Consider the following 17,834-nt stretch of genomic DNA (forward strand, 5'->3'; position numbering starts at 1 on the left):
CCCATAACTATCGTCATCTGACCAGACTCGGCCCACCAATTCGTCCCGGTGCCGCCCGATGCACCGACACGCCGGGCGGCACCCAGGATCGACATTCCTGCGCATACCAAATCGAAGAACTCAGTGCGCGCATCGAGGGAAAACACTCTGGCCATCTAACGCTCCATCAATCAGAGCGTTGCTGCGACCATATGACTCTGCCTCTGGTTTGGCCGCTGTTAGTGATAGGGCAACCGGCGTTTAACGGGGGCGGAGGGCGGACCGGACTCTTTGGGCCGCGCCGCGGAAGTCATCTGCCAAATCGTCGGCGTTGAACTTGAAATACCGCCAGCCGGCCGCGTTGAAGGATTCGTCCCGGCGGTTGTCCCGGGACTGCTGTTCGCGGGTCAGGTGGTGGCCGCCGTCGTACTGGATGGCCACCCGCCGCCGGCGGTAGCCGAGGTCCGCGGCGGGGGAGTAGGGGTCTTCCGGCACAATCCGGAGCTGCAACTCCGGCTCCGGCTGCGGTCAGCGCCAGGCGCAGGAATGTCTCGGGGGCCGAGTCGGCACCGGGCCTGATCAGTGCCGTCGCCTCACGTGCTTTCACGATTCCCTTGAGCTTGGGGTGCCGCGTCAGCATCGCCGCCAGCTGGGGAAGCGTGGCCCACGGCTCCGTGCGGTCCTCCAGTTCAGCGCGTGGTTGCCGCACGAGCTGGTCGCCTACCGCCACGAGATCGTCCAGCGGCAGGATGCGGGCAAGGTCCAGCCAGGTCCGGGCGGGTGTTGAAATCCGGATGCCGTCCAGGACCATGAGCTCGTCGTCGAACGCCAGCACGGTATGCCCAACCACGCCCGCGCGCCGGACCGGCGGGAGGGCCCTGCGCTTGCGCAGATGCAGTTCGCGGCAGCCGCGGTACCAGGATGGGAGCCAAAGCCCCAGCAGTACGGCGGCTGTGAGGTGCGAAATCCATGCGCCCGGGGTCGCGGCCGACAGGGCACGGGCCAGGCTGCGGATTTCAAAATCCCAGCCCGTGGGCACATGGATCAGCCGGCCCGCGGAGGTGAGGTCGGAGGAACGGAGCCGGGCGCCGCCCAGGCTCGCGGCCCGCGCCTCATAGACCGTGAAGGGTGCGGTGGAAAGGTGGGCCGGCAGGGGTGCTGGTGGGCGCATGCGGACCATTCTTGTCCGAACGCCGGGTCCCCGCTTCGGTTATCCACAGGGCCCCGATTGCGCTATCACTCTGAGCGGTCAAGGACCGGAATGGCAACCCGAAGTGATAGCGCAACCGGGGGTGGGAGAAGCGGGAGCGGGAGCGGGGGAGGGTGGGTTAGAAGAGGCCGACGGGGTTGCCGGCGTCGTCCACGTCCATGCGCATCGCTGCCGGAACCTTGGGCAGGCCGGGCATGGTCATGACCGCGCCGGTGAGGGCCACGATAAAGCCCGCGCCGGTCTTGGGGATGAGGTCGCGGACGTGGATGGTGAAGCCCTTGGGGGCGCCGAGCCGGGTGGCGTCGTCGCTGAAGGAGTACTGGGTCTTGGCCATGCACACGGGCATCCCGGACCAGCCGTTCTTCTCGATCTCCGCCAGCCGTTTAAGCGCGGGCACCGAGAAGTCCACGCCATCGGCGCCGTAGACCTCCTGGACGATGGTCCGGATCTTGTCCTCGACGGACATGTCCAGCGGGTACAGGTGCCGGAAGCTGTGCGGGGTGTCGATCGCGGCCGCCACCTTCGCCGCGAGCTCGTCGCCGCCGTCGCCGCCACCGCCGCGGCCCCAGACGTCGGCCACCGCGGCCTGGACACCCTCCGCGGCGCACCACTGAAGCAGCCACGCCAGCTCCTCGGCGGTGTCCGTGGCAAATTTGTTGACCGCGACCACCGGGATGATGCCGAACTTCTCCACGTTGCGGATGTGGCGCTGGAGATTGGCGACGCCGGCGGCCAGCGCCCCCACGTTGGGCTCCGTGAGCCGGTCTTTCGGCACGCCGCCGTGCATCTTGAGCGCCCGGACGGTGGCCACGAGGACGACGGCGGACGGGGCGACGTCGGCCATCCGTGACTTGATGTCCATGTACTTTTCGGCACCAAGGTCCGCGCCGAAACCGGCCTCGGTGACCACGATGTCCGCAAGGCGGCGGGCCGTCTGCGTGGCGATGAGGGAGTTGCAGCCGTGGGCGATGTTGGCGAAGGGCCCGCCGTGCACCAGCGCCGGGGTGCCAGCGATGGTCTGCACGAGGTTGGGCTTGATCGCGTCTCTGAGCAGCATGGTCAAGGCGCCCTGGACGCCGAGGTCGGCCACCGTGACGGGCTGCCGGTCGTAGGTGTAGCCGAACGTGATCCGGCCCAGCCGTTCGCGCAAATCGTTCAGGTCCGTGGCGAGGCAGAACACGGCCATGATCTCCGAGGCCACGGTGATGTCGAAGCCGTCCTGCCGCGGCGTGCCCTGGGCCGGCCCGCCCAGGCCGATCACGACCTCCCGCAGGGACCGGTCGTTCATGTCCAGGACCCGTTTGAACGTCATCCGGCGCGGATCGATGTTGAGCTCATTGCCCTGGAAGATGTGGTTGTCCACGAGGGCCATGAGGGCGTTGTTCGCCGAGGTGATGGCGTGGAAGTCGCCGGTGAAGTGCAGGTTGATCTGGTCCATCGGCAGCACCTGGGAGTAGCCGCCGCCGGTGGCGCCGCCCTTCATGCCCAGGATGGGGCCGAGCGAGGGTTCACGCAGCGCGATCATCACGCTGTGCCCGGCGCGGGCCAGGGAGTCCGCGAGCCCCACCGTGGTGGTGGACTTGCCCTCGCCCGCGGGGGTGGGCGACATCGCGGAGACCAGCACCACCTTGCCGGGGGCCCGCGTGGGGGCGCCCGCCGGAACGGTCAGCTTCGCCGGATCGATTTTGGCCTTGTAGGGCCCGTAGAGTTCCAGCGCCTCCGGGCTGATGCCGGCGGCCGCCGCAATCTCCTCGATCGGCTTCATGACTGCCCGCTGGGCAATCTCCAGGTCGCTCGGTACGTTGTTCCCGGCAGTGGTGGTCTCAGACATCGTTGTCCTTCGGCTCGTGGCGTCGGCGGGTTGGTCCCGGTCCGGTGTTGCCGGGCGGGGGTTGGGGCGGATCCGGTTCAGGGTGTGTGGCCCACGGGGATGGTCAGGTTTCCAAAATACTGGCTCACGGCGGTGTGGTAGCTCTCCAGCGTGATCGCGGCGGTGCGCTGCCAGCCGAATTCCTGGGCGTGGATCGCGGCGGCGTGTCCCATGTCGGTGCGGGTTTGGGCGTCATCGAAGAGCGCTTCGAGGGCGTCCGCCCAGTCGCTGGCCTTGTGCCCCTCGATCAGCATCCCCGTCCGCCCGTCCTGGACGGCGCGGGAGAGGCCGCCCACTTTCGTGGCGAGGACGGGCGTCCCGCAGGCCTGCGCCTCCAGGGCCACCAGCCCGAAGGACTCGCTGTAGGACGGCATCACCACGACGTCGGCGGACCGGTACCAGCCAGCCAGCTCCGGGGCGTTTACCGGCGGATGGTGGGTGGCGACGTCGTCCATTCCGGCGGCGCTGATCAGCGTCTTGAGGTTGAAGTCCTTGGCGCCGCTGACGGCCCCCAAGATGGTCAGCTGCAGGTCGATGTCTGGGCGCCGGGAACGCAGGAGCGCGGCGGCCTTGATCAGGATCTGCGGGCCCTTGAGCCGCTGGATCCGGCCGGCGAACAGCAGATGGAACTTGCCGGGGGCGATGTCGTGCTGGGCCCGGGCGCGGTTCCTGAAGGCCGGTGTGAAGACGGCCAGGTCCACGCCGGGCGGCGCGACGTCGATGCGGTCGATGTCGGCGTTGTAGTGCGAGACCAGCTCGGCCGCTTCGGTGCCGGTATTGGCGACCAGCCGGGTGGCGCCGTCGACAATCCGGTGCTCGCCGTCCTCGCGCCGCCGCGGTTCGGGCTGCTCGCCGGACTCGAGGAGCTGGTTCTTGACCTTCGCCATCGTGTGCATGGTGTGGACGAGAGGCAGCCGCCACAGCTCCGCGAGCTCCAGCCCGGCCACCCCGGACACCCAGTAGTGGGAATGGATGACGTCATACCGGCCGTGCGGCTGGAGATGGCGGATCCGGTCGATCTCGGCGACCATGTTGTGCAGCAGCCCCGGAAGCTCCTCCTTGGGCAGCTTCCGGGGCGGGCCGGCGAGGACGTTGTGCACGCAGACGCCGGGGGACGGGTGTTCGACGGCGGGCTGCGTGGCCGAGGTAGACCGGGTGAAGATCTCCACTTCCACGCCGGTCTCGGCCAGGGCCGCGGCCAGCGCCCGGACGTACACGTTCATTCCGCCGGCGTCGCCGGAGCCGGGCTGCTCCATGGGCGAGGTGTGCAGGGAAAGGAAAGCGACGCGGCGGATCAGCGACACGGTTCCCCTTCCTCTGCAGACTGCATGTCGATAAAACATTACTCCTGAAGTGCCGGCCGGTTCACGGGCACGTTCCCGGGCCACGGCACAGGGCCGTTTCCGCATCTCGGCGCAGGTCCGGGCCCATACCGGGGCGTCCTGCTAACGTGGCCGCTGTGAGCGCAACGACAGAACCCGATACTGCAGCCGGCTGGACAATCCGGGAGGCCCGCCCGGAGGACTGGCCCGGCATCTGGGCGATCCTGGAACCGGTCATCCGGGCCGGGGAGACATTTACGTGGGACCGGGACACCGCCGAGGACGAGGCCCGCGGGCGCTGGTTCAAGCAGGCGCCGGGCCAGACGTTCGTCGCCGTCGCAATCGGTCCCGATGATAGCGCCGGTGACAGTGACCGTACTGCCGGTGCCATCCTTGGCACCGGCGAGCTGCACCCCAACCAGGGCGGTGGCGGCAGCCATGTCGCCAACGCGGGCTACATGGTCCATCCCGCCCAGGCGGGCCGCGGACTGGCCCGGGCACTCTGCGCCTATTCGCTCGACGCCGCGCGCGACGCCGGCTTCCGGGCCATGCAGTTCAACGCCGTGGTGGCGAGCAATACCCGGGCCGTTGCCGCCTGGAAATCCATGGGCTTCGAGGTGCTCGCGACCATTCCCGAGGCGTTCAACCACCCGGAACTGGGCTACGTGGGTCTGCACGTGATGTACAGAAAGCTATAGGCGTACTGGCCCGCTGGCCGCCGGTCCGCTACTGGCCGGTCCGCTACTGGCGGGGCCGTCATTGGCCGCGGGTCGTTACTGGCCGCGGTGCCAGAGGCGGCCCAGTTCCGGGAACGCGGCTTCATAGCCGGTCAGCAGTTTGCCGGCGAGGACCTCCGAATCCACGAGCGGATGCAAGGCGAACGCGGCGAGGGCTGCCTCCCGGCGGCCGGTCGCCACCGCCTCCACCACGAGCCGTTCGACGTCCTTGACGCGGCGCATCAGCTCCAGTTGTGCGGGTCCCGGACGTTCCTGCGGGACCGGCACAGCGCCGTCGGGCGTCACCCTGCACGGAACTTCGACGACGGCGTCGGCTGGCAGTCCCGGTACGGCCAGCACCGCCTGCGTTGCTGAGCGGGCGGCGCCCGCTTCCGGTTCTGCGGACCCCGCGGATCCCGCGGCGTTGACCGTGTTGCGTGTGTTGAGGATCAGGTCCGCGGCGCCGCCTCCGGCGAGGGCGCGCATGGCCGCCAGTGCCACCCGCTCGTAGCCGCCGCCGGCGAGGTCGGTCTCGTCACGGCGTTCGCCCGAGGCGCGGGCTTCGGCGAGATAGCCTTCCTCGCGTGAGAGGCGGGCGGCGTCCCAAAGCGCAAAAGCTTCCGGCCCGGCGGCGGCCAGCCGGGGATAGAGCTCGGCCTGCTGCCGGGCGATGGATTCGCCCCGGGTCTGCTCTGCTGCGCGCATGCCGGCCACCGCCCGAGCGGTGTCGTAGTAGTAGAAGAGGTATTCATTCGGCAGGCAGCCCAGTCGGGCCAGCAACCCGGGCGGGAACAGCCGGCCCTCCTCGAACCCCGACAGCGCCGCGGGGTTCGCGAACAGTTCCGGGAGGGCGTCCCGGCCTGCGGCCTCCAGCCGGTACAGCCAGCCGAGGTGGTTCAGGCCGTAGTAGCCCACGCCGTCGAGCGTGCCCTCCGGCAGCGCGACGCCGGCAGCCCGCGCCGCGCGGTGCACCAGGCCGCTGGCGGAGTCGCAAATCCCAATCACCCTGGGCCCGAGCACCGGTACCAGGGCCTCGGTGACCATACCGGCGGGGTTGGTGAAGTTGAGCAGCCACGCCCCGGGGCAGCGGCTCCGCATCTCCTCCGCGAGCCGCAGCATCGGCGGAATGGACCGCAGCGCGTAGGAGATGCCGCCGGCGCCGGTGGTTTCCTGGCCCAGGAGTCCGAGGTCCAAGGCGATCCGCTCGTCGGCGGTCCGCCCGGCCGTGCCGCCGGGCCGGATGGCGGCGAAGACCATGTCGGCGCCGTCGAGAGCCTCGGGGAGCGAGGACACGGCACGGATCTGCGGGCCGGTACCCGGCGGACCCTGCTGGGCCAGGGAGGCCAGGACCGCCTCGATGGCCGCCAGCCGGCCGGAGTCGACGTCGTAGAGCACCAGCTCCCGCACCAGCCCCGCGAAAGGGCCGGAAGAGAGCGCCCGGTATACCAGGGGGACCCGGAACCCGCCCCCGCCGGCGATCGTGAGCCGCATTCGGACAGTCTATTCCCCGCTGGTCAGGGCCCCCCTTCCCGCGGTTTCCCTCGACGGCGGTACAGCGTAGTGTGCCGTATATGGACGCGACCCCGGCGCGGCGCTTTGATCCGCTCTCTGCCGTCCGCAGCCCGGCCGCGGACGGGTTTGACCTGCTCCTGACCGGGACCGTGTTCCAGGACATCATCTTCACCGGGCTGCCCCACGCGCCGCAGCCCGGAACGGAAATCTGGAGCGACGGGATGGGCAGCTGCCCCGGGGGTGTCGCCAATCAGGCGATCGCCGCGTCCCGGCTGGGACTGCGGACCGGTCTTGCCGCCGTGTTCGGCGATGACGGCTACGGCGACTACAACTGGAAGATCCTCGCCGCCCAGGAACATGTGGACCTGTCCCTGTCACGGCGTGTGCCGGGCTGGCATTCGCCCGTCACGGTGTCCTTGAGCGTGGAGAAGGACCGGTCCATGGTGACGCACGGGCACCCGGCACCGGTGACCTCCACCGAGCTGGTCGGATGCCCGCCGCCGGCGCTCGCAGCCGTTGCGGAGCTGGGGGAGGAACTCGAACCGTGGGCTGTCGACGCGCACAAGAACGGCGTCCTGCTGTTCGGCGATGTCGGCTGGGACCCCACCGGCGCGTGGTCCTCGACCCGGCTGGATAACCTGAAGTATTTCCACGCTTTCATGCCGAACCAGCACGAGGCCATGAACTTCACGGGCCGCGACGACCCCTGGTCCGCTTTGTACTCGCTCGCGGAGCGGGTTCCGGTAGCGGTGGTCACCCTCGGGGCTCAGGGATCCATGGCCGTGGATTCGGAAACGGGGGAGGAGGAGTGGGTCCCGTCCCTGCCTGTCCGGGCCTACGATCCCACCGGTGCCGGAGACTGCTTCGGTGCGGCATTCATTGTCGGGTCCCTGGCCGGTTGGCCGCTGGGAGACCGGCTCCGCTTTGCCAATCTGTGCGCCGCCTTGGCCGTCCAAGAAGTGGGCGGCTCGCTTGCCGCACCCGGCTGGGGAGACATTGCCGACTGGTGGCAGCGGGCCAACGCCCGGAAGGAACGGCAAGGCAGTCAATGGCTGCGCCGCTACCGCTTCTTGGAAGAGATCGTGCGGGATGTCCCGCCCGAGGCGCAGCGGCGGGCGACGGCGACCATCGCCCACCTGTCCGACGCGTAACTGGCCTGGGGCGCCCGGGGCGGGGTCCTTCCTGCCACCACTGGACATGTCCTCCTGAGGGTTCCAGTCGCCACGGGCATGTCTTCTTCAGGGTTGCTCACCACTGGGCATGTCCCCTTTTGGGTTGCTTCACCGCTGGACATGTCCCTCGCTGGGGCCAGAGAGTGGACCTGTACCCGTTGTGCGCGTTCGTGGGTGCGAAGAATGGGCATGTCCCGCGGTGGGCGCCGGGGTGGGTTCCCTGCCACCCGTGGGCATGTCCTTCGCTGGGGCCAGGGAGTGGACCTGTACCCGTTGTGCGCGTTCGTGGGTGCGAAGAATGGGCATGTCCCGCGGTAGGCGCTGGGGCGGGTTCCTGTCACCACTGGGCATGTCCCTCGCTGGGGCCAGGGAGTGGACCTGTACCTGTTGTGCGCGTTCGTGGGTGCGAAGAATGGGCATGTCCCGCGGGGGAGGGAGGGCATGTCCAGCCGAGGCACCTGGCCGCCGATTATTCGGCCTGCGGCGCCGCGCCTAGAATCGTTAAGTGACTTACCAAGCAGCAACAGGCGATCTCCTGCCCGGCTCGGCGGCAGTGCCGGCACACGGCGAGGAGCGCTCGGCCGTAATCGACCTCGACGCCATCCGGGACAACGTCCGCCACCTCGCAGCAGTGGCCTCACCTGCGCAGGTCATGGCCGTGGTCAAGGCCGACGCCTACGGGCACGGTGCGGTCCAGGTGGCCCGGGCGGCCCTCGGCGCGGGCGCCACCTGGCTCGGCGTCGCCCACATCTCCGAGGCCCTCGCCCTGCGCGCCGCCGGGATCGAGGCGCCGCTGCTGGCCTGGCTGCACACCCCGGACAGCAACTTCGCCGCCGCAGTGGCCGCAGGAATCGACATCGGCTGCTCGGGCTGGGAACTCGACCGGATAGTGGCCGCCGCCCGCGAGCAGGAACGGCCCGCACGTGTCCACCTTAAGGTCGACACCGGGCTCGGCCGCAACGGCGCCACCCTCGACGCCTGGGACAGCCTCGTCGGCGAAGCCATGGAACACCAAGACCAGGGCCTGCTCCGGGTCGTGGGGATCTTCTCCCATCTGGCCGTCGCCGACGAACCCGAACGGCCCGAAACCGACGAGCAGCTCGCCGCGTTCCGCCAGGTCCTCGCCGTCGCCCACGATGCCGGCGTGGATCCCGAGGTCCGCCACCTGGCCAACACCCCGGCCACCCTCTCCCGGCCGGACACACACTTCGACCTGGTCCGCGTGGGCCTGGGCCTGTACGGGCTCTCCCCCTTCGAAGGACAAAGCCCGGCCGAGCTCGGGTTGCGCCCGGCCATGACGGTCCGCACTGTGGTTTCGCACTGCAAGGACGTGCCCGCCGGCCAAGGCGTTTCCTACGGGCTGAACTACCGCACGGACGGCGTCAGCACGCTCGGGCTCATCCCGCTGGGCTACGCCGACGGCGTGCCGCGCATCGCCACCGGCGGCCCGGTCCGGGTCGAGGGTGTGAACTATCCGGTGGTGGGGCGCATCGCGATGGACCAGATGGTGATCGACCTCGGACCCCGCCACGTGGCGGCCGGCGGACCCAGCATCCTCGGGGCCGAGGCGGTGCTGTTCGGCGACGGCGCCGACGGCGGACCCACGGCCGATGACTGGGCCAGGGCCGCCGGCACCAACAACTATGAGATCGTCACCAGGATCAGCCCCCGGGTGCCGCGCCGCTACCTTCACGAAGAGCCCTCCGCCGGCGAAGAGCGGCCGTGAGCGGGCCCGCGTGGGAACGGGGCCTTGAGGTCCGGACGGCGGCGGAGACGCATGCGCTCGCCGCGGCCCTGGGCGCCGTACTGCAGACAGGGGACCTGCTGGTCCTGACCGGCGAACTGGGCGCCGGTAAGACCACCTTCACGCAGGGGCTGGGAGAGGGGCTGGGCGTACGGGCCGGCATCATTTCGCCGACGTTTGTCCTGGTGCGCATCCACCCCAATCTCCCCGGAGGGCCCCGGCCGGGCGGTCCGGACCTGGTGCACGTGGACGCCTACCGGCTGGAGTCGGCCGCTGAAATCGATGACATCGACCTCGAAAACACCATGGACAGCGCCGTAACGGTGGTCGAATGGGGCCGCGGCCGGGTTGAGCACCTGAGCGACAGCCGGCTTGAAGTGGAACTCCACCGCCCCCGCGGAGGCGCCGCGGCTGATCCCGCCGCGGCTGATCCCGCCGGGACGCCGCGTGCGGCCGCCGATCCCGGCGTGCTGGACTTCGACACGGACGACGACGACGAGCCGCGGACCGTGGTAATCCGCGGCTTCGGCCCGCGCTGGGCCGAAGCGCCGGCGCTGCCCGGTCTCGAACCCGCGGCGCCCGACACTGCGCCCGGGCCCGACACTGAGCCCGGGCCCGCCACTGAACCCGTGCCCGAGACCCCGCCCCAGACCCCGGAACGGAACTCCTGATGCTGATCCTCGCCATCGACACCTCCGCCGTCGCCAGCGCCGCGCTGGTCTCCGATGACGCACCGGAATCCGTGCTCGCCAGCTTCGCCACCGAAGACACACGTACCCACGCGGAGGTCCTGGCCCCGGGGATCGACGAGCTCCTGGCCGAGGCCGGCGTCAGCGGCCGCGACGTCGACGCAATCGTCACCGGCGTCGGCCCCGGACCGTTCACGGGACTGCGCTCCGGGATCGTCACGGCCCGCACCTTCGCCTTTGTCTGGGGCAAGCCGCTGTACGGCGTCATGAGCCTGGACGCGATCGCCCTGGAAGTAGCCGAATCCACCGACTCGGCCGCGGAATTCATTGTCGCCACCGATGCGCGCCGCAAGGAAGTGTACTGGGCCCGGTATACCCTCACCGATGCCCAGCTGCCGCACCTGGCGGACGGCCCGCACGTGGGATTCGCCGCGGATCTGCCGGATCTGCCCGTCTACGGTGCCGGCGCAGGAATGTACTCCGACGTCGTCAAGGCGGTCGCCGAATTCAGCACCCGGCAGCCGGAGGCCCTCTCGCTGGGCCAGTTCGCACTCGCCCGGCTCGCAGCGGGGGAACAGCTCCTGGACTCCAGCCCTCTGTACCTGCGCGAATCCGACGCCCAGGTGCCCGGACCCCGGAAGCGTGCCCTGTGAGCCGGGAACACGCCGCACCGCTCAGGCTGCCCGGCGGGGTCACCCTGCGGGACATGGAACCCGCGGACATCCCCGAGGTCCACGCGCTGGAGCGCCGGCTGTTTCCCGTGGATGCCTGGCCGCTGCAGATGTTCCACGACGAGCTGGCGCAGACGGATACCCGGCGCTACCTCGTGGCGGAGGTTCGCGGCGGGATCGTGGGCTATGCCGGGCTCATGTGCATCGAACCGATCTCGGACGTCCAGACCATCGCCGTGGTGCCCGAGCAGGAAGGCAAGGGCATCGGCTCGGCCCTGCTCACCGAGCTGATTGTGGAAAGCCGCCGCCGCCACGCCCAGGACGTGCTGCTCGAGGTCAGGGCGGACAACCCCCGGGCCCAGCAGCTCTACCGGCGCTTCGGCTTCGAACAGATCCACGTCCGGCCCCGCTACTACCGCGACGGCGTCGACGCCCTGATCATGCGGCTCCAACTGCCCCGCGAACCACTCAGCCCCCAGCCAAAGGAAGCAGGCCGACCATGAACCGCACCCAGCCGCTCGTGCTCGGCATCGAGTCATCCTGTGACGAGACCGGCGTCGGCATCGTCCGGGGGACCGCCCTGCTGACCAACACCGTGTCATCCTCCATGGACGAACACGTCCGCTTCGGCGGCGTGATTCCCGAGATCGCCTCCCGCGCCCACCTCGATGCATTCGTCCCCACCCTCGAGGAGGCCCTCGCGGAGGCGGACGTAACGCTCGCGGACATCGACGCGATCGCCGTCACCTCCGGGCCGGGCCTGGCAGGGGCGCTCATGGTGGGGGTGTGCGCGGCCAAGGCGCTCGCCGTCGCCACCGGGAAACCCCTCTACGCCATCAACCACCTTGTCGCCCATGTCGGCGTCGGGCTCCTGCAGCAGGGCGGCGGCACTCCGTCGCCGCACACCGCGCCGCTCGCCCTGCCGGAGAACGTGGGCGCCCTCCTGGTGTCCGGCGGCCACACCGAGATCCTGCGGATCCGGAGCATTACGGACGACGTCGAGCTGCTGGGTTCCACGATCGATGACGCAGCCGGCGAAGCGTATGACAAGGTGGCGCGGCTCCTGGGCCTGGGCTACCCGGGCGGTCCGGCCATCGACAAACTCGCGCGCACCGGCAACGCCAAGGCCATCCGGTTCCCGCGCGGCCTCACCCAGCCCAAGTACATGGGCACCGCCGAGGAACCCGGGCCGCACCGCTACGACTGGTCCTTCAGCGGGCTCAAGACCGCCGTCGCCCGCTGCGTGGAGCAGTTCGAGGCCCGCGGCGAGGAGGTCCCCGTGGCGGACATCGCCGCTGCCTTCCAGGAGGCCGTGGTGGATGTCATTACCGCCAAGGCCGTGCTCGCCTGCCGCGAGAATGGGATCACGGAGGTCCTCCTGGGTGGGGGCGTCGCGGCCAACTCGCGGCTGCGGCAGCTCACCGAACAGCGCTGCAGCGCCGCCGGGATCCGGCTGACGGTGCCGCCGCTGCCGCTGTGCACGGACAACGGCGCCATGGTGGCGGCACTCGGGGCGCAACTGGTGATGGCCGGAGTGGAACCGAGCGGGATCGGCTTTGCCCCGGACTCCTCGATGCCGGTCACGACGGTCTCCGCCTGAGGTTGTGGGCGACCGAGCATTCGGCCGGATGAAGCTCCACCGGCCCGGTGCGTGGCTGTTGCGCTCCGGGGCTACGCTTCCGGCCCCTGGCGCATCTGCTTGACCAGATCCAGGACGACGGCGCGCAGGTCCCCGCCGTGCTCAGCGGCAACCCGGCGCTGGCGTTGGTAGCCGGCGCCGCGCTCGATGATCTTCTCGACGTCGGCCAGTTCGGCGCTGCAGCCCAGCTTCGCCGCCACGGGCTCAAGCCGTTTGAGTGTCTCGCGCAGGTGCTCCGTCACGAGCTGCTCGTTGCCCTCGGCGTCGAGGATGATGATTGCGTCCAGGCCGTACCGGGCCGCGCGCCACTTGTTCTCCTGGACATGCCACGGCGGCATCGTGGGAATGGTGCCGCCGTTGTCCAGTGTGGTGGAAAATTCGTCCACCAGGCACTGCGTCAATGCGGCGATCGCTCCGACGTCCTCGAGGGTCGCCAGTCCGTCGCAAATGCGCATCTCGATGGTGCCCAGGGCCGGAACGGGGCGGATGTCCCAGCGGATCTCGGAGAGCGTGTCAATGACACCGGTGGTGAACATGTCCTGCACGTAGGCCTCGTAGTCGTCCCAGCTGGCGAACTGGAACGGCAGCCCGGCGGTGGGCAGCTGCTGGAACATGAGGGCGCGGTGCGAGGCGTAGCCGGTGTCTTCGCCGCCCCAAAACGGGCTGGACGCGGAGAGCGCCTGGAAGTGCGGGAAGTAATTGACCAGGCCGTCCAGAACCGGAAGGACCTTGTCCCGGCTGTCCAGGCCGACGTGGACGTGGACGCCGTAAATGACCATCTGCCGGCCCCACCACTGTGTCCGGTCAATGAGTTTGGCGTAGCGTTCCTTGTCCGTGACGGGCTGCAGCTGGGGCGGGCTGAAGGGATGGCTTCCGGCACAGAAGATTTCCACGCCCATGGGATCGGTAACCTCCCGGACGGCCGCGAGCGAGCTGTTCAGGTCTGCTTTGGCTTCCGCGACGGTGGTGCAGATGCCCGTGACGAGCTCCACGGTGTTCAGCAGCAGCTCCTGCTTGATGTGCGGGTGCTCGTCGTCCTCATTGAGTTCGGGATGCCGGGCAGCGACGCCGCGGAGCACCTGGTTCGCCACGGAGGCCAGCTCACCGGTCTCGGCGTCGACGAGCGCCAGCTCCCATTCAACGCCAAGAGTCGACTGCCTGGATGAAGCGAACTCGATCTTCATGTGGTCCCTTCACTGTTTTGCTGTCGCTGGGCGCGGTCCTGGTGGGAAATGCGCTGCCAACCCTCGGACGTGCGCTGGGCGTGTCACCGGCGGTGGCACTCGAACATTTCCCCACACCAGAGCGCCGGCCGGGCGGCTGGCAGGGCTACGGGTGGTCCAAGTCTAGTGCAGGGGCGCCCTCCCGGACGGCGCCAAAGATGCCGCTGGTGCGTGAGTGTCTTCACAAAGCGGCTGGTCAGCGACGGTTCATGTTACGGCTGGGGGTGCGGCGGCCGGGGTGGCCGGACCCATCCTGGCGTTTAATGGAGCTGTGCCCATTCTGAACAAAGATATGACCCTGTGTATCTCGCTCTCGGCCCGGCCCAGCAACAACGGGACGCGCTTCCACAACCACCTGTACGAGCAGCTTGGCCTGAACTGGATTTACAAGGCCTTCGCCCCCACCGACCTCGCCCAGGCGATCGCCGGAGTGCGCGGCCTCGGCATCCGCGGCTGCGCGGTGTCCATGCCCTACAAGGAGGACGTGATCGCCCTCGTTGACGTCATGGACCCGTCGGCGAAGGCCATCGATTCGGTCAACACCATCGTCAACGACGGCGGCCGGCTGACGGCCTACAACACCGATTACACGGCAATCGAGCAGCTCCTGCACAGCAACGCCGTCCCCACGGACTACTCGGTGCTGGTCCTGGGCTCCGGCGGGATGGCCAAGGCCACCGTCGCGGCGCTGCGGGATGCCGGCTTCAAAAACGTGACCGTCGTGGCCCGCAACGAGGACTCCGGCCGCGCCCTGGCTGACCAGTACGGCTTCGCCTGGAGCGCGGAACTGGGCTCGGCGCTGTCCGGCACCGGCTCGGCCGACATGCTCATCAACGTCACGCCTATTGGTATGGCAGGGAGTATGGCCGGCGGGCCGGACGCCGAGGCGCTGTCCTTCCCGCAGGAGGCCATCGACGCCGCAAAAGTGGTGTTCGACGTCGTCGCCCTTCCGGCCGAGACGCCGCTCATCAAGGCCGCCCGCGCGGCCGGCAAGACCGTGATCACCGGAGCCGAGGTAGCCACAATTCAGGCGCTGGAGCAGTTTGTGCTCTACACCGGGATCCGGCCCACGGACCAGCAGATCCGGTCCGCCGAGGAGTTCATGCGGGCCCAGTAGCCCAGTGGCCCGTTGGCCCAGGATGCCAGTAGCCCTGGCTTCCGGCCGCTTCGGCCGGGAGCCTGCGCCGGGATCCTGCGTCGGCCGGGCTAGACGGGCTGCACCGAGATGGCCACCCGGTCCTCGCCGATCCTGGTGAGGACCAGGGTGGCCGTTTTCTTGCTCTTGGCCTTTGAACCGGCCGGTTTTCCGCCGGGCAGGAGTTGCTTGCGCAGCTCTTCCGGCGTGACGGCCGTGCCGCGCTTCTTGATGTCCAGGACGCCGATCCCTTCGTCCTTGACCCAGGACTTGAGCGCCTTGACGTTGAACGGCATCACCTCCAAAACCTTGTACGCCTTGGCGAACGGGGTGTCCTGCAGGTCCGGGGCGCAGATATAGGCGATGTGCTCGTCCACGAGATGCCCGCCCAGCTGGAGGGCGACGTCGGCCACCAGCCCGGCACGGATCACAGCTCCGTCGGGCTCATACAGATAGCCCTCCACGGGACCCACGGGCGCCACCGGGCCGCCGTCGAAGTTCTCCCCGCTGGTGAGTTCGGCCGCACCCTGCGGGCCGAGCACCAGTGCCGCGCGCCGCACCCCGGGACGACGCACTGCGTTGAACCACAGGGCCACCTCTGTCACGTCCCCGCCCACGGAGACCCACTGCGCCTCGCAATCGGCCGGAACGGAATCGTGCGGCATGCCCGGCCCCATCTTGACGCCGACGGCGCGGCCGGAGCCGGCCAGCGTCTCCACGAAGGACAGCGGAGGGGAGAAATCCTCCGGATCCCAGATCCGTTTGGTTCCCGAGGTGGATGTGGTGCGCCGGGCCGGGTCGAGCCAGACGCCGTCGACCCCCTCGAGCGACACCGCGGTGGCGTCCGCGTGGACCACGGTGGCGTTGCGGAATGGGATCAGGTTCATCGTGGCGCAGGCGGCCGTGGCCTCGTCCATTTCCACCGCGGTAACCACGAGGTCCAGGGAGGCCAGGGCCATCGCGTCAGCCCCTAGCCCGCAGCCGAGGTCGGCGACGTGGCCGATCCCGGCCTCCGCGAACCGCTGCGCGTGCCGCGCCGCCACTGTCAGCCGGGTGGCCTGCTCCAGGCCGGCCTTGGTGAAGATCATCTGCCGGGCGAACTCGCCGAATTTGGCCTCGGCCTTGGTCCGCAGCCGGGACTGCGTGAGCACCGCCGAGACCATTTCGGGGGAGTGCCCGGCCTTGCGCAGCGCCGCGGTCAAGCGGAAGGCCTCGTCCTCGCGGTACGGGCCCAGCGACGCCAGCAGCTCCCAGCCCTCGGGCGTGAGGATCGGGGCAATATGTTCCTGCGGTGCGTCAGTCATGCCATCCAGCGTAGTTGAGCTCCGCGGGCACGCTGTGACCCGACTACGGGGGCTAGGCTTGACGGATGGAAGACAGCGGCACAGGCGACAGCATCTCAAAGGACACAACCGGGCAGGACACAGCCGGGAACGACGACGCCGGGCAGGGGCGCCGAAGCCCGCAGGGGCTGGCCCGCTACGCCCGGCCGGCCCTGATCGCCGGCGCTGTGATCGCCGTCGTGTGCATCGCCCTCTTGGTGATCATCTTCTTCCTCGATTCCTTCAACGCCACCGTGTATTCCGTCGGCGGCAAGAACGTCCAGGACGCCACGGACGAGGCCCGGGCCATCCGGGACACCTATACCGCCACCCGGCTCGGCGGCATCATCTTCCTCATCACAGGTGTCCTGCTGGCCGCCGCCGGGGCCGTGCTGGTGTACCGGCACCGGAACGACGAAGGTCGGAACGCGGACGAAGACGACGGCCAGGACGTGGACTTCGAAGACCTCGCAGGCCAGTAGCCGCGCGCTATCGACGACCACGCGGCCACGGGCCAATCGGCCACGGGCCCACCCCTCGGCAAACAGAGTGGACATGTCCTCCCGGGCAACCCGCACCCGTTGAGCATGTCCATCGCTCAGAGCCAGGAGTGAGCATGAGGCCCATGTGTCCTCTCGCCGCAGCAAAGATTGAGCATGTCCCTTTGCCCCGCCTGCACTGGTTGGGCATGCCCCTGGTTCAGCGCCAGGAGTGAGCATGTCCTCCCGCGCAGCCCGCAACCGTGGGGCATGTCCATCGCTCAGAGCCAGGAGTGAGCATGAGGCCCATGTGTCCTCTCGCCGCAGCAAAGATTGAGCATGTCCCTTTGCCGCGCCTGCACTGATTGGGCATGCCCGTGGTCCAGCACCAGGAGTGAGCATGTCCTCCTGGGCAGCCCGCAACCGTGGGGCATGTCCATCGCTCAGTGCCAGCAGTGAGCATGAGGCCCAAGTGTCCTCCCGCCGCAGCAAAGATTGAGCATGTCCCACTGGGCAGCCCGCACCCGGGAGGACATGTCCATCGCTCAGTGCCAGCAGTGAGCATGAGGCCCAAGTGTCCTCCCGCCGCAGCAAAGAATGGGCATGTCCCACCGGGGGGAGATGTTCACCCGGAACGAATATCTGGCACTCGCCTTGACCGAGTGCTAACCATTTACATAGAGTCGTCATTAGCACTCTCCCTAGGAGGGTGCTAACACATGAAGCGGCTTCCGCCAGGCACGCTGCCGGCACCGCGACGACGGTCTGTGCGCCTTGGCATCACCGCTTCATAGTCCACAAATTTGCTGACGAAAAGGAGAGGTCCGAGTGTCGGTCTCTATTAAGCCTCTTGAGGATCGTATTGTTGTCCGCCCGCTCGAAGCCGAGCAGACCACGGCTTCCGGCCTGGTTATCCCGGACTCCGCACAGGAGAAGCCGCAGGAAGGCGAAGTTGTTGCAGTAGGCCCCGGCCGCTTCGATGACAACGGCAACCGCGTTCCCATTGACGTTGCCGTTGGCGACGTCGTCATTTACTCCAAGTACGGTGGAACCGAAGTCAAGACCGGCGGCACCGAGTACCTCGTGCTCTCCGCCCGCGACGTTCTGGCGATCGTCGTAAAGTAACTCTCTTGGACCCCCGCGCAGCCGAT

The 17,834-nt window shown here is 68.9% G+C and carries 16 protein-coding genes; 10 read left to right on the plus strand and 6 right to left on the minus strand.

All coding sequences use genetic code 11. The features are described from left to right. Nucleotides 1–240: 240 nt before the first annotated feature. The 3 genes from M2428_RS22210 to mshA all read right to left on the minus strand — a co-directional run bounded on the left by M2428_RS22210 (nt 241) and on the right by mshA (nt 4,363). The gene (locus M2428_RS22210) at nt 241–474 is read right to left on the minus strand and encodes a DUF559 domain-containing protein (RefSeq protein WP_346780703.1); all 234 of its coding nucleotides are present in this window, start codon (nt 472–474) and stop codon (nt 241–243) included. 833 nt (nt 475–1,307) lie between these two features. Then, nucleotides 1,308–3,020 carry a formate--tetrahydrofolate ligase gene (locus M2428_RS00010; protein ID WP_277522326.1) on the minus strand — a complete coding sequence of 571 codons (1,713 nt, stop codon included), beginning with the start codon at nt 3,018–3,020 and terminating at the stop codon, nt 1,308–1,310. A gap of 77 nt (nt 3,021–3,097) precedes the next feature. Further along, a complete protein-coding gene (gene mshA, locus M2428_RS00015) occupies nt 3,098–4,363 on the minus strand; it encodes a D-inositol-3-phosphate glycosyltransferase (protein ID WP_277522327.1) in 1,266 nt (421 codons plus the stop codon). Between the two features lie 155 nt (nt 4,364–4,518). On the opposite strand from mshA, the gene M2428_RS00020 reads away from it, so the two are divergent. Further along, nucleotides 4,519–5,079: an N-acetyltransferase gene (locus tag M2428_RS00020; RefSeq protein ID WP_277522331.1), complete on the plus strand. Its 561-nt coding sequence runs from the start codon at nt 4,519–4,521 to the stop codon at nt 5,077–5,079. 75 nt (nt 5,080–5,154) lie between these two features. On the opposite strand, the gene M2428_RS00025 is transcribed toward M2428_RS00020, so the two are convergent. Continuing rightward, on the minus strand, nt 5,155–6,588 hold the full coding sequence (locus M2428_RS00025) for a 6-phospho-beta-glucosidase (RefSeq protein WP_277522332.1): 1,434 nt from the start codon (nt 6,586–6,588) through the stop codon (nt 5,155–5,157). An 80-nt stretch (nt 6,589–6,668) separates the two neighbouring features. On the opposite strand from M2428_RS00025, the gene M2428_RS00030 reads away from it, so the two are divergent. From M2428_RS00030 to tsaD, 6 genes are all read left to right on the plus strand, one after another. After that, a complete protein-coding gene (locus M2428_RS00030) occupies nt 6,669–7,760 on the plus strand; it encodes a carbohydrate kinase family protein (RefSeq protein ID WP_277522334.1) in 1,092 nt (363 codons plus the stop codon). Nucleotides 7,761–8,286: 526 nt separating this feature from the next. Next, a complete protein-coding gene (alr, locus tag M2428_RS00035) occupies nt 8,287–9,507 on the plus strand; it encodes an alanine racemase (protein ID WP_277522335.1) in 1,221 nt (406 codons plus the stop codon). Continuing rightward, nucleotides 9,504–10,196 (plus strand): tRNA (adenosine(37)-N6)-threonylcarbamoyltransferase complex ATPase subunit type 1 TsaE, encoded by a 693-nt coding sequence (gene tsaE / locus M2428_RS00040; protein WP_277522337.1) that lies wholly within the window; start codon nt 9,504–9,506, stop codon nt 10,194–10,196. The genes alr and tsaE overlap by 4 nt, the downstream gene beginning before the upstream one ends. Beyond that, nucleotides 10,196–10,867 (plus strand): tRNA (adenosine(37)-N6)-threonylcarbamoyltransferase complex dimerization subunit type 1 TsaB, encoded by a 672-nt coding sequence (tsaB, locus tag M2428_RS00045; RefSeq protein WP_277522339.1) that lies wholly within the window; start codon nt 10,196–10,198, stop codon nt 10,865–10,867. Before tsaE ends, tsaB begins: the two co-directional genes overlap by 1 nt. A 53-nt stretch (nt 10,868–10,920) precedes the next feature. After that, entirely contained in the window at nt 10,921–11,388 is a 468-nt protein-coding gene (rimI, locus tag M2428_RS00050) for a ribosomal protein S18-alanine N-acetyltransferase (protein ID WP_277523547.1), read from the plus strand. Beyond that, nucleotides 11,385–12,485 carry a tRNA (adenosine(37)-N6)-threonylcarbamoyltransferase complex transferase subunit TsaD gene (gene tsaD / locus M2428_RS00055; RefSeq protein WP_277522341.1) on the plus strand — a complete coding sequence of 367 codons (1,101 nt, stop codon included), beginning with the start codon at nt 11,385–11,387 and terminating at the stop codon, nt 12,483–12,485. The genes rimI and tsaD overlap by 4 nt, the downstream gene beginning before the upstream one ends. A gap of 71 nt (nt 12,486–12,556) precedes the next feature. On the opposite strand, the gene M2428_RS00060 is transcribed toward tsaD, so the two are convergent. Next, entirely contained in the window at nt 12,557–13,708 is a 1,152-nt protein-coding gene (locus M2428_RS00060; RefSeq protein ID WP_277522344.1) for a glutamate--cysteine ligase, read from the minus strand. A gap of 310 nt (nt 13,709–14,018) precedes the next feature. Here M2428_RS00060 and M2428_RS00065 point away from each other — a divergent pair, with 310 nt between their 5' ends. Continuing rightward, nucleotides 14,019–14,864 carry a shikimate 5-dehydrogenase gene (locus M2428_RS00065; protein WP_277522347.1) on the plus strand — a complete coding sequence of 282 codons (846 nt, stop codon included), beginning with the start codon at nt 14,019–14,021 and terminating at the stop codon, nt 14,862–14,864. 89 nt (nt 14,865–14,953) lie between these two features. On the opposite strand, the gene M2428_RS00070 is transcribed toward M2428_RS00065, so the two are convergent. After that, the gene (locus M2428_RS00070; RefSeq protein WP_277522348.1) at nt 14,954–16,186 is read right to left on the minus strand and encodes a class I SAM-dependent methyltransferase; all 1,233 of its coding nucleotides are present in this window, start codon (nt 16,184–16,186) and stop codon (nt 14,954–14,956) included. 65 nt (nt 16,187–16,251) lie between these two features. On the opposite strand from M2428_RS00070, the gene M2428_RS00075 reads away from it, so the two are divergent. Continuing rightward, nucleotides 16,252–16,686, plus strand: coding sequence for a hypothetical protein (locus M2428_RS00075; RefSeq protein ID WP_277522351.1), 435 nt, complete (start codon nt 16,252–16,254; stop codon nt 16,684–16,686). Nucleotides 16,687–17,511: 825 nt separating this feature from the next. After that, entirely contained in the window at nt 17,512–17,808 is a 297-nt protein-coding gene (groES, locus tag M2428_RS00080) for a co-chaperone GroES (protein WP_018773735.1), read from the plus strand. Nucleotides 17,809–17,834 lie beyond the last annotated feature (26 nt).

Source organism: Arthrobacter sp. ES3-54 (assembly GCF_029504395.1).
Lineage (GTDB): Bacteria > Actinomycetota > Actinomycetes > Actinomycetales > Micrococcaceae > Arthrobacter.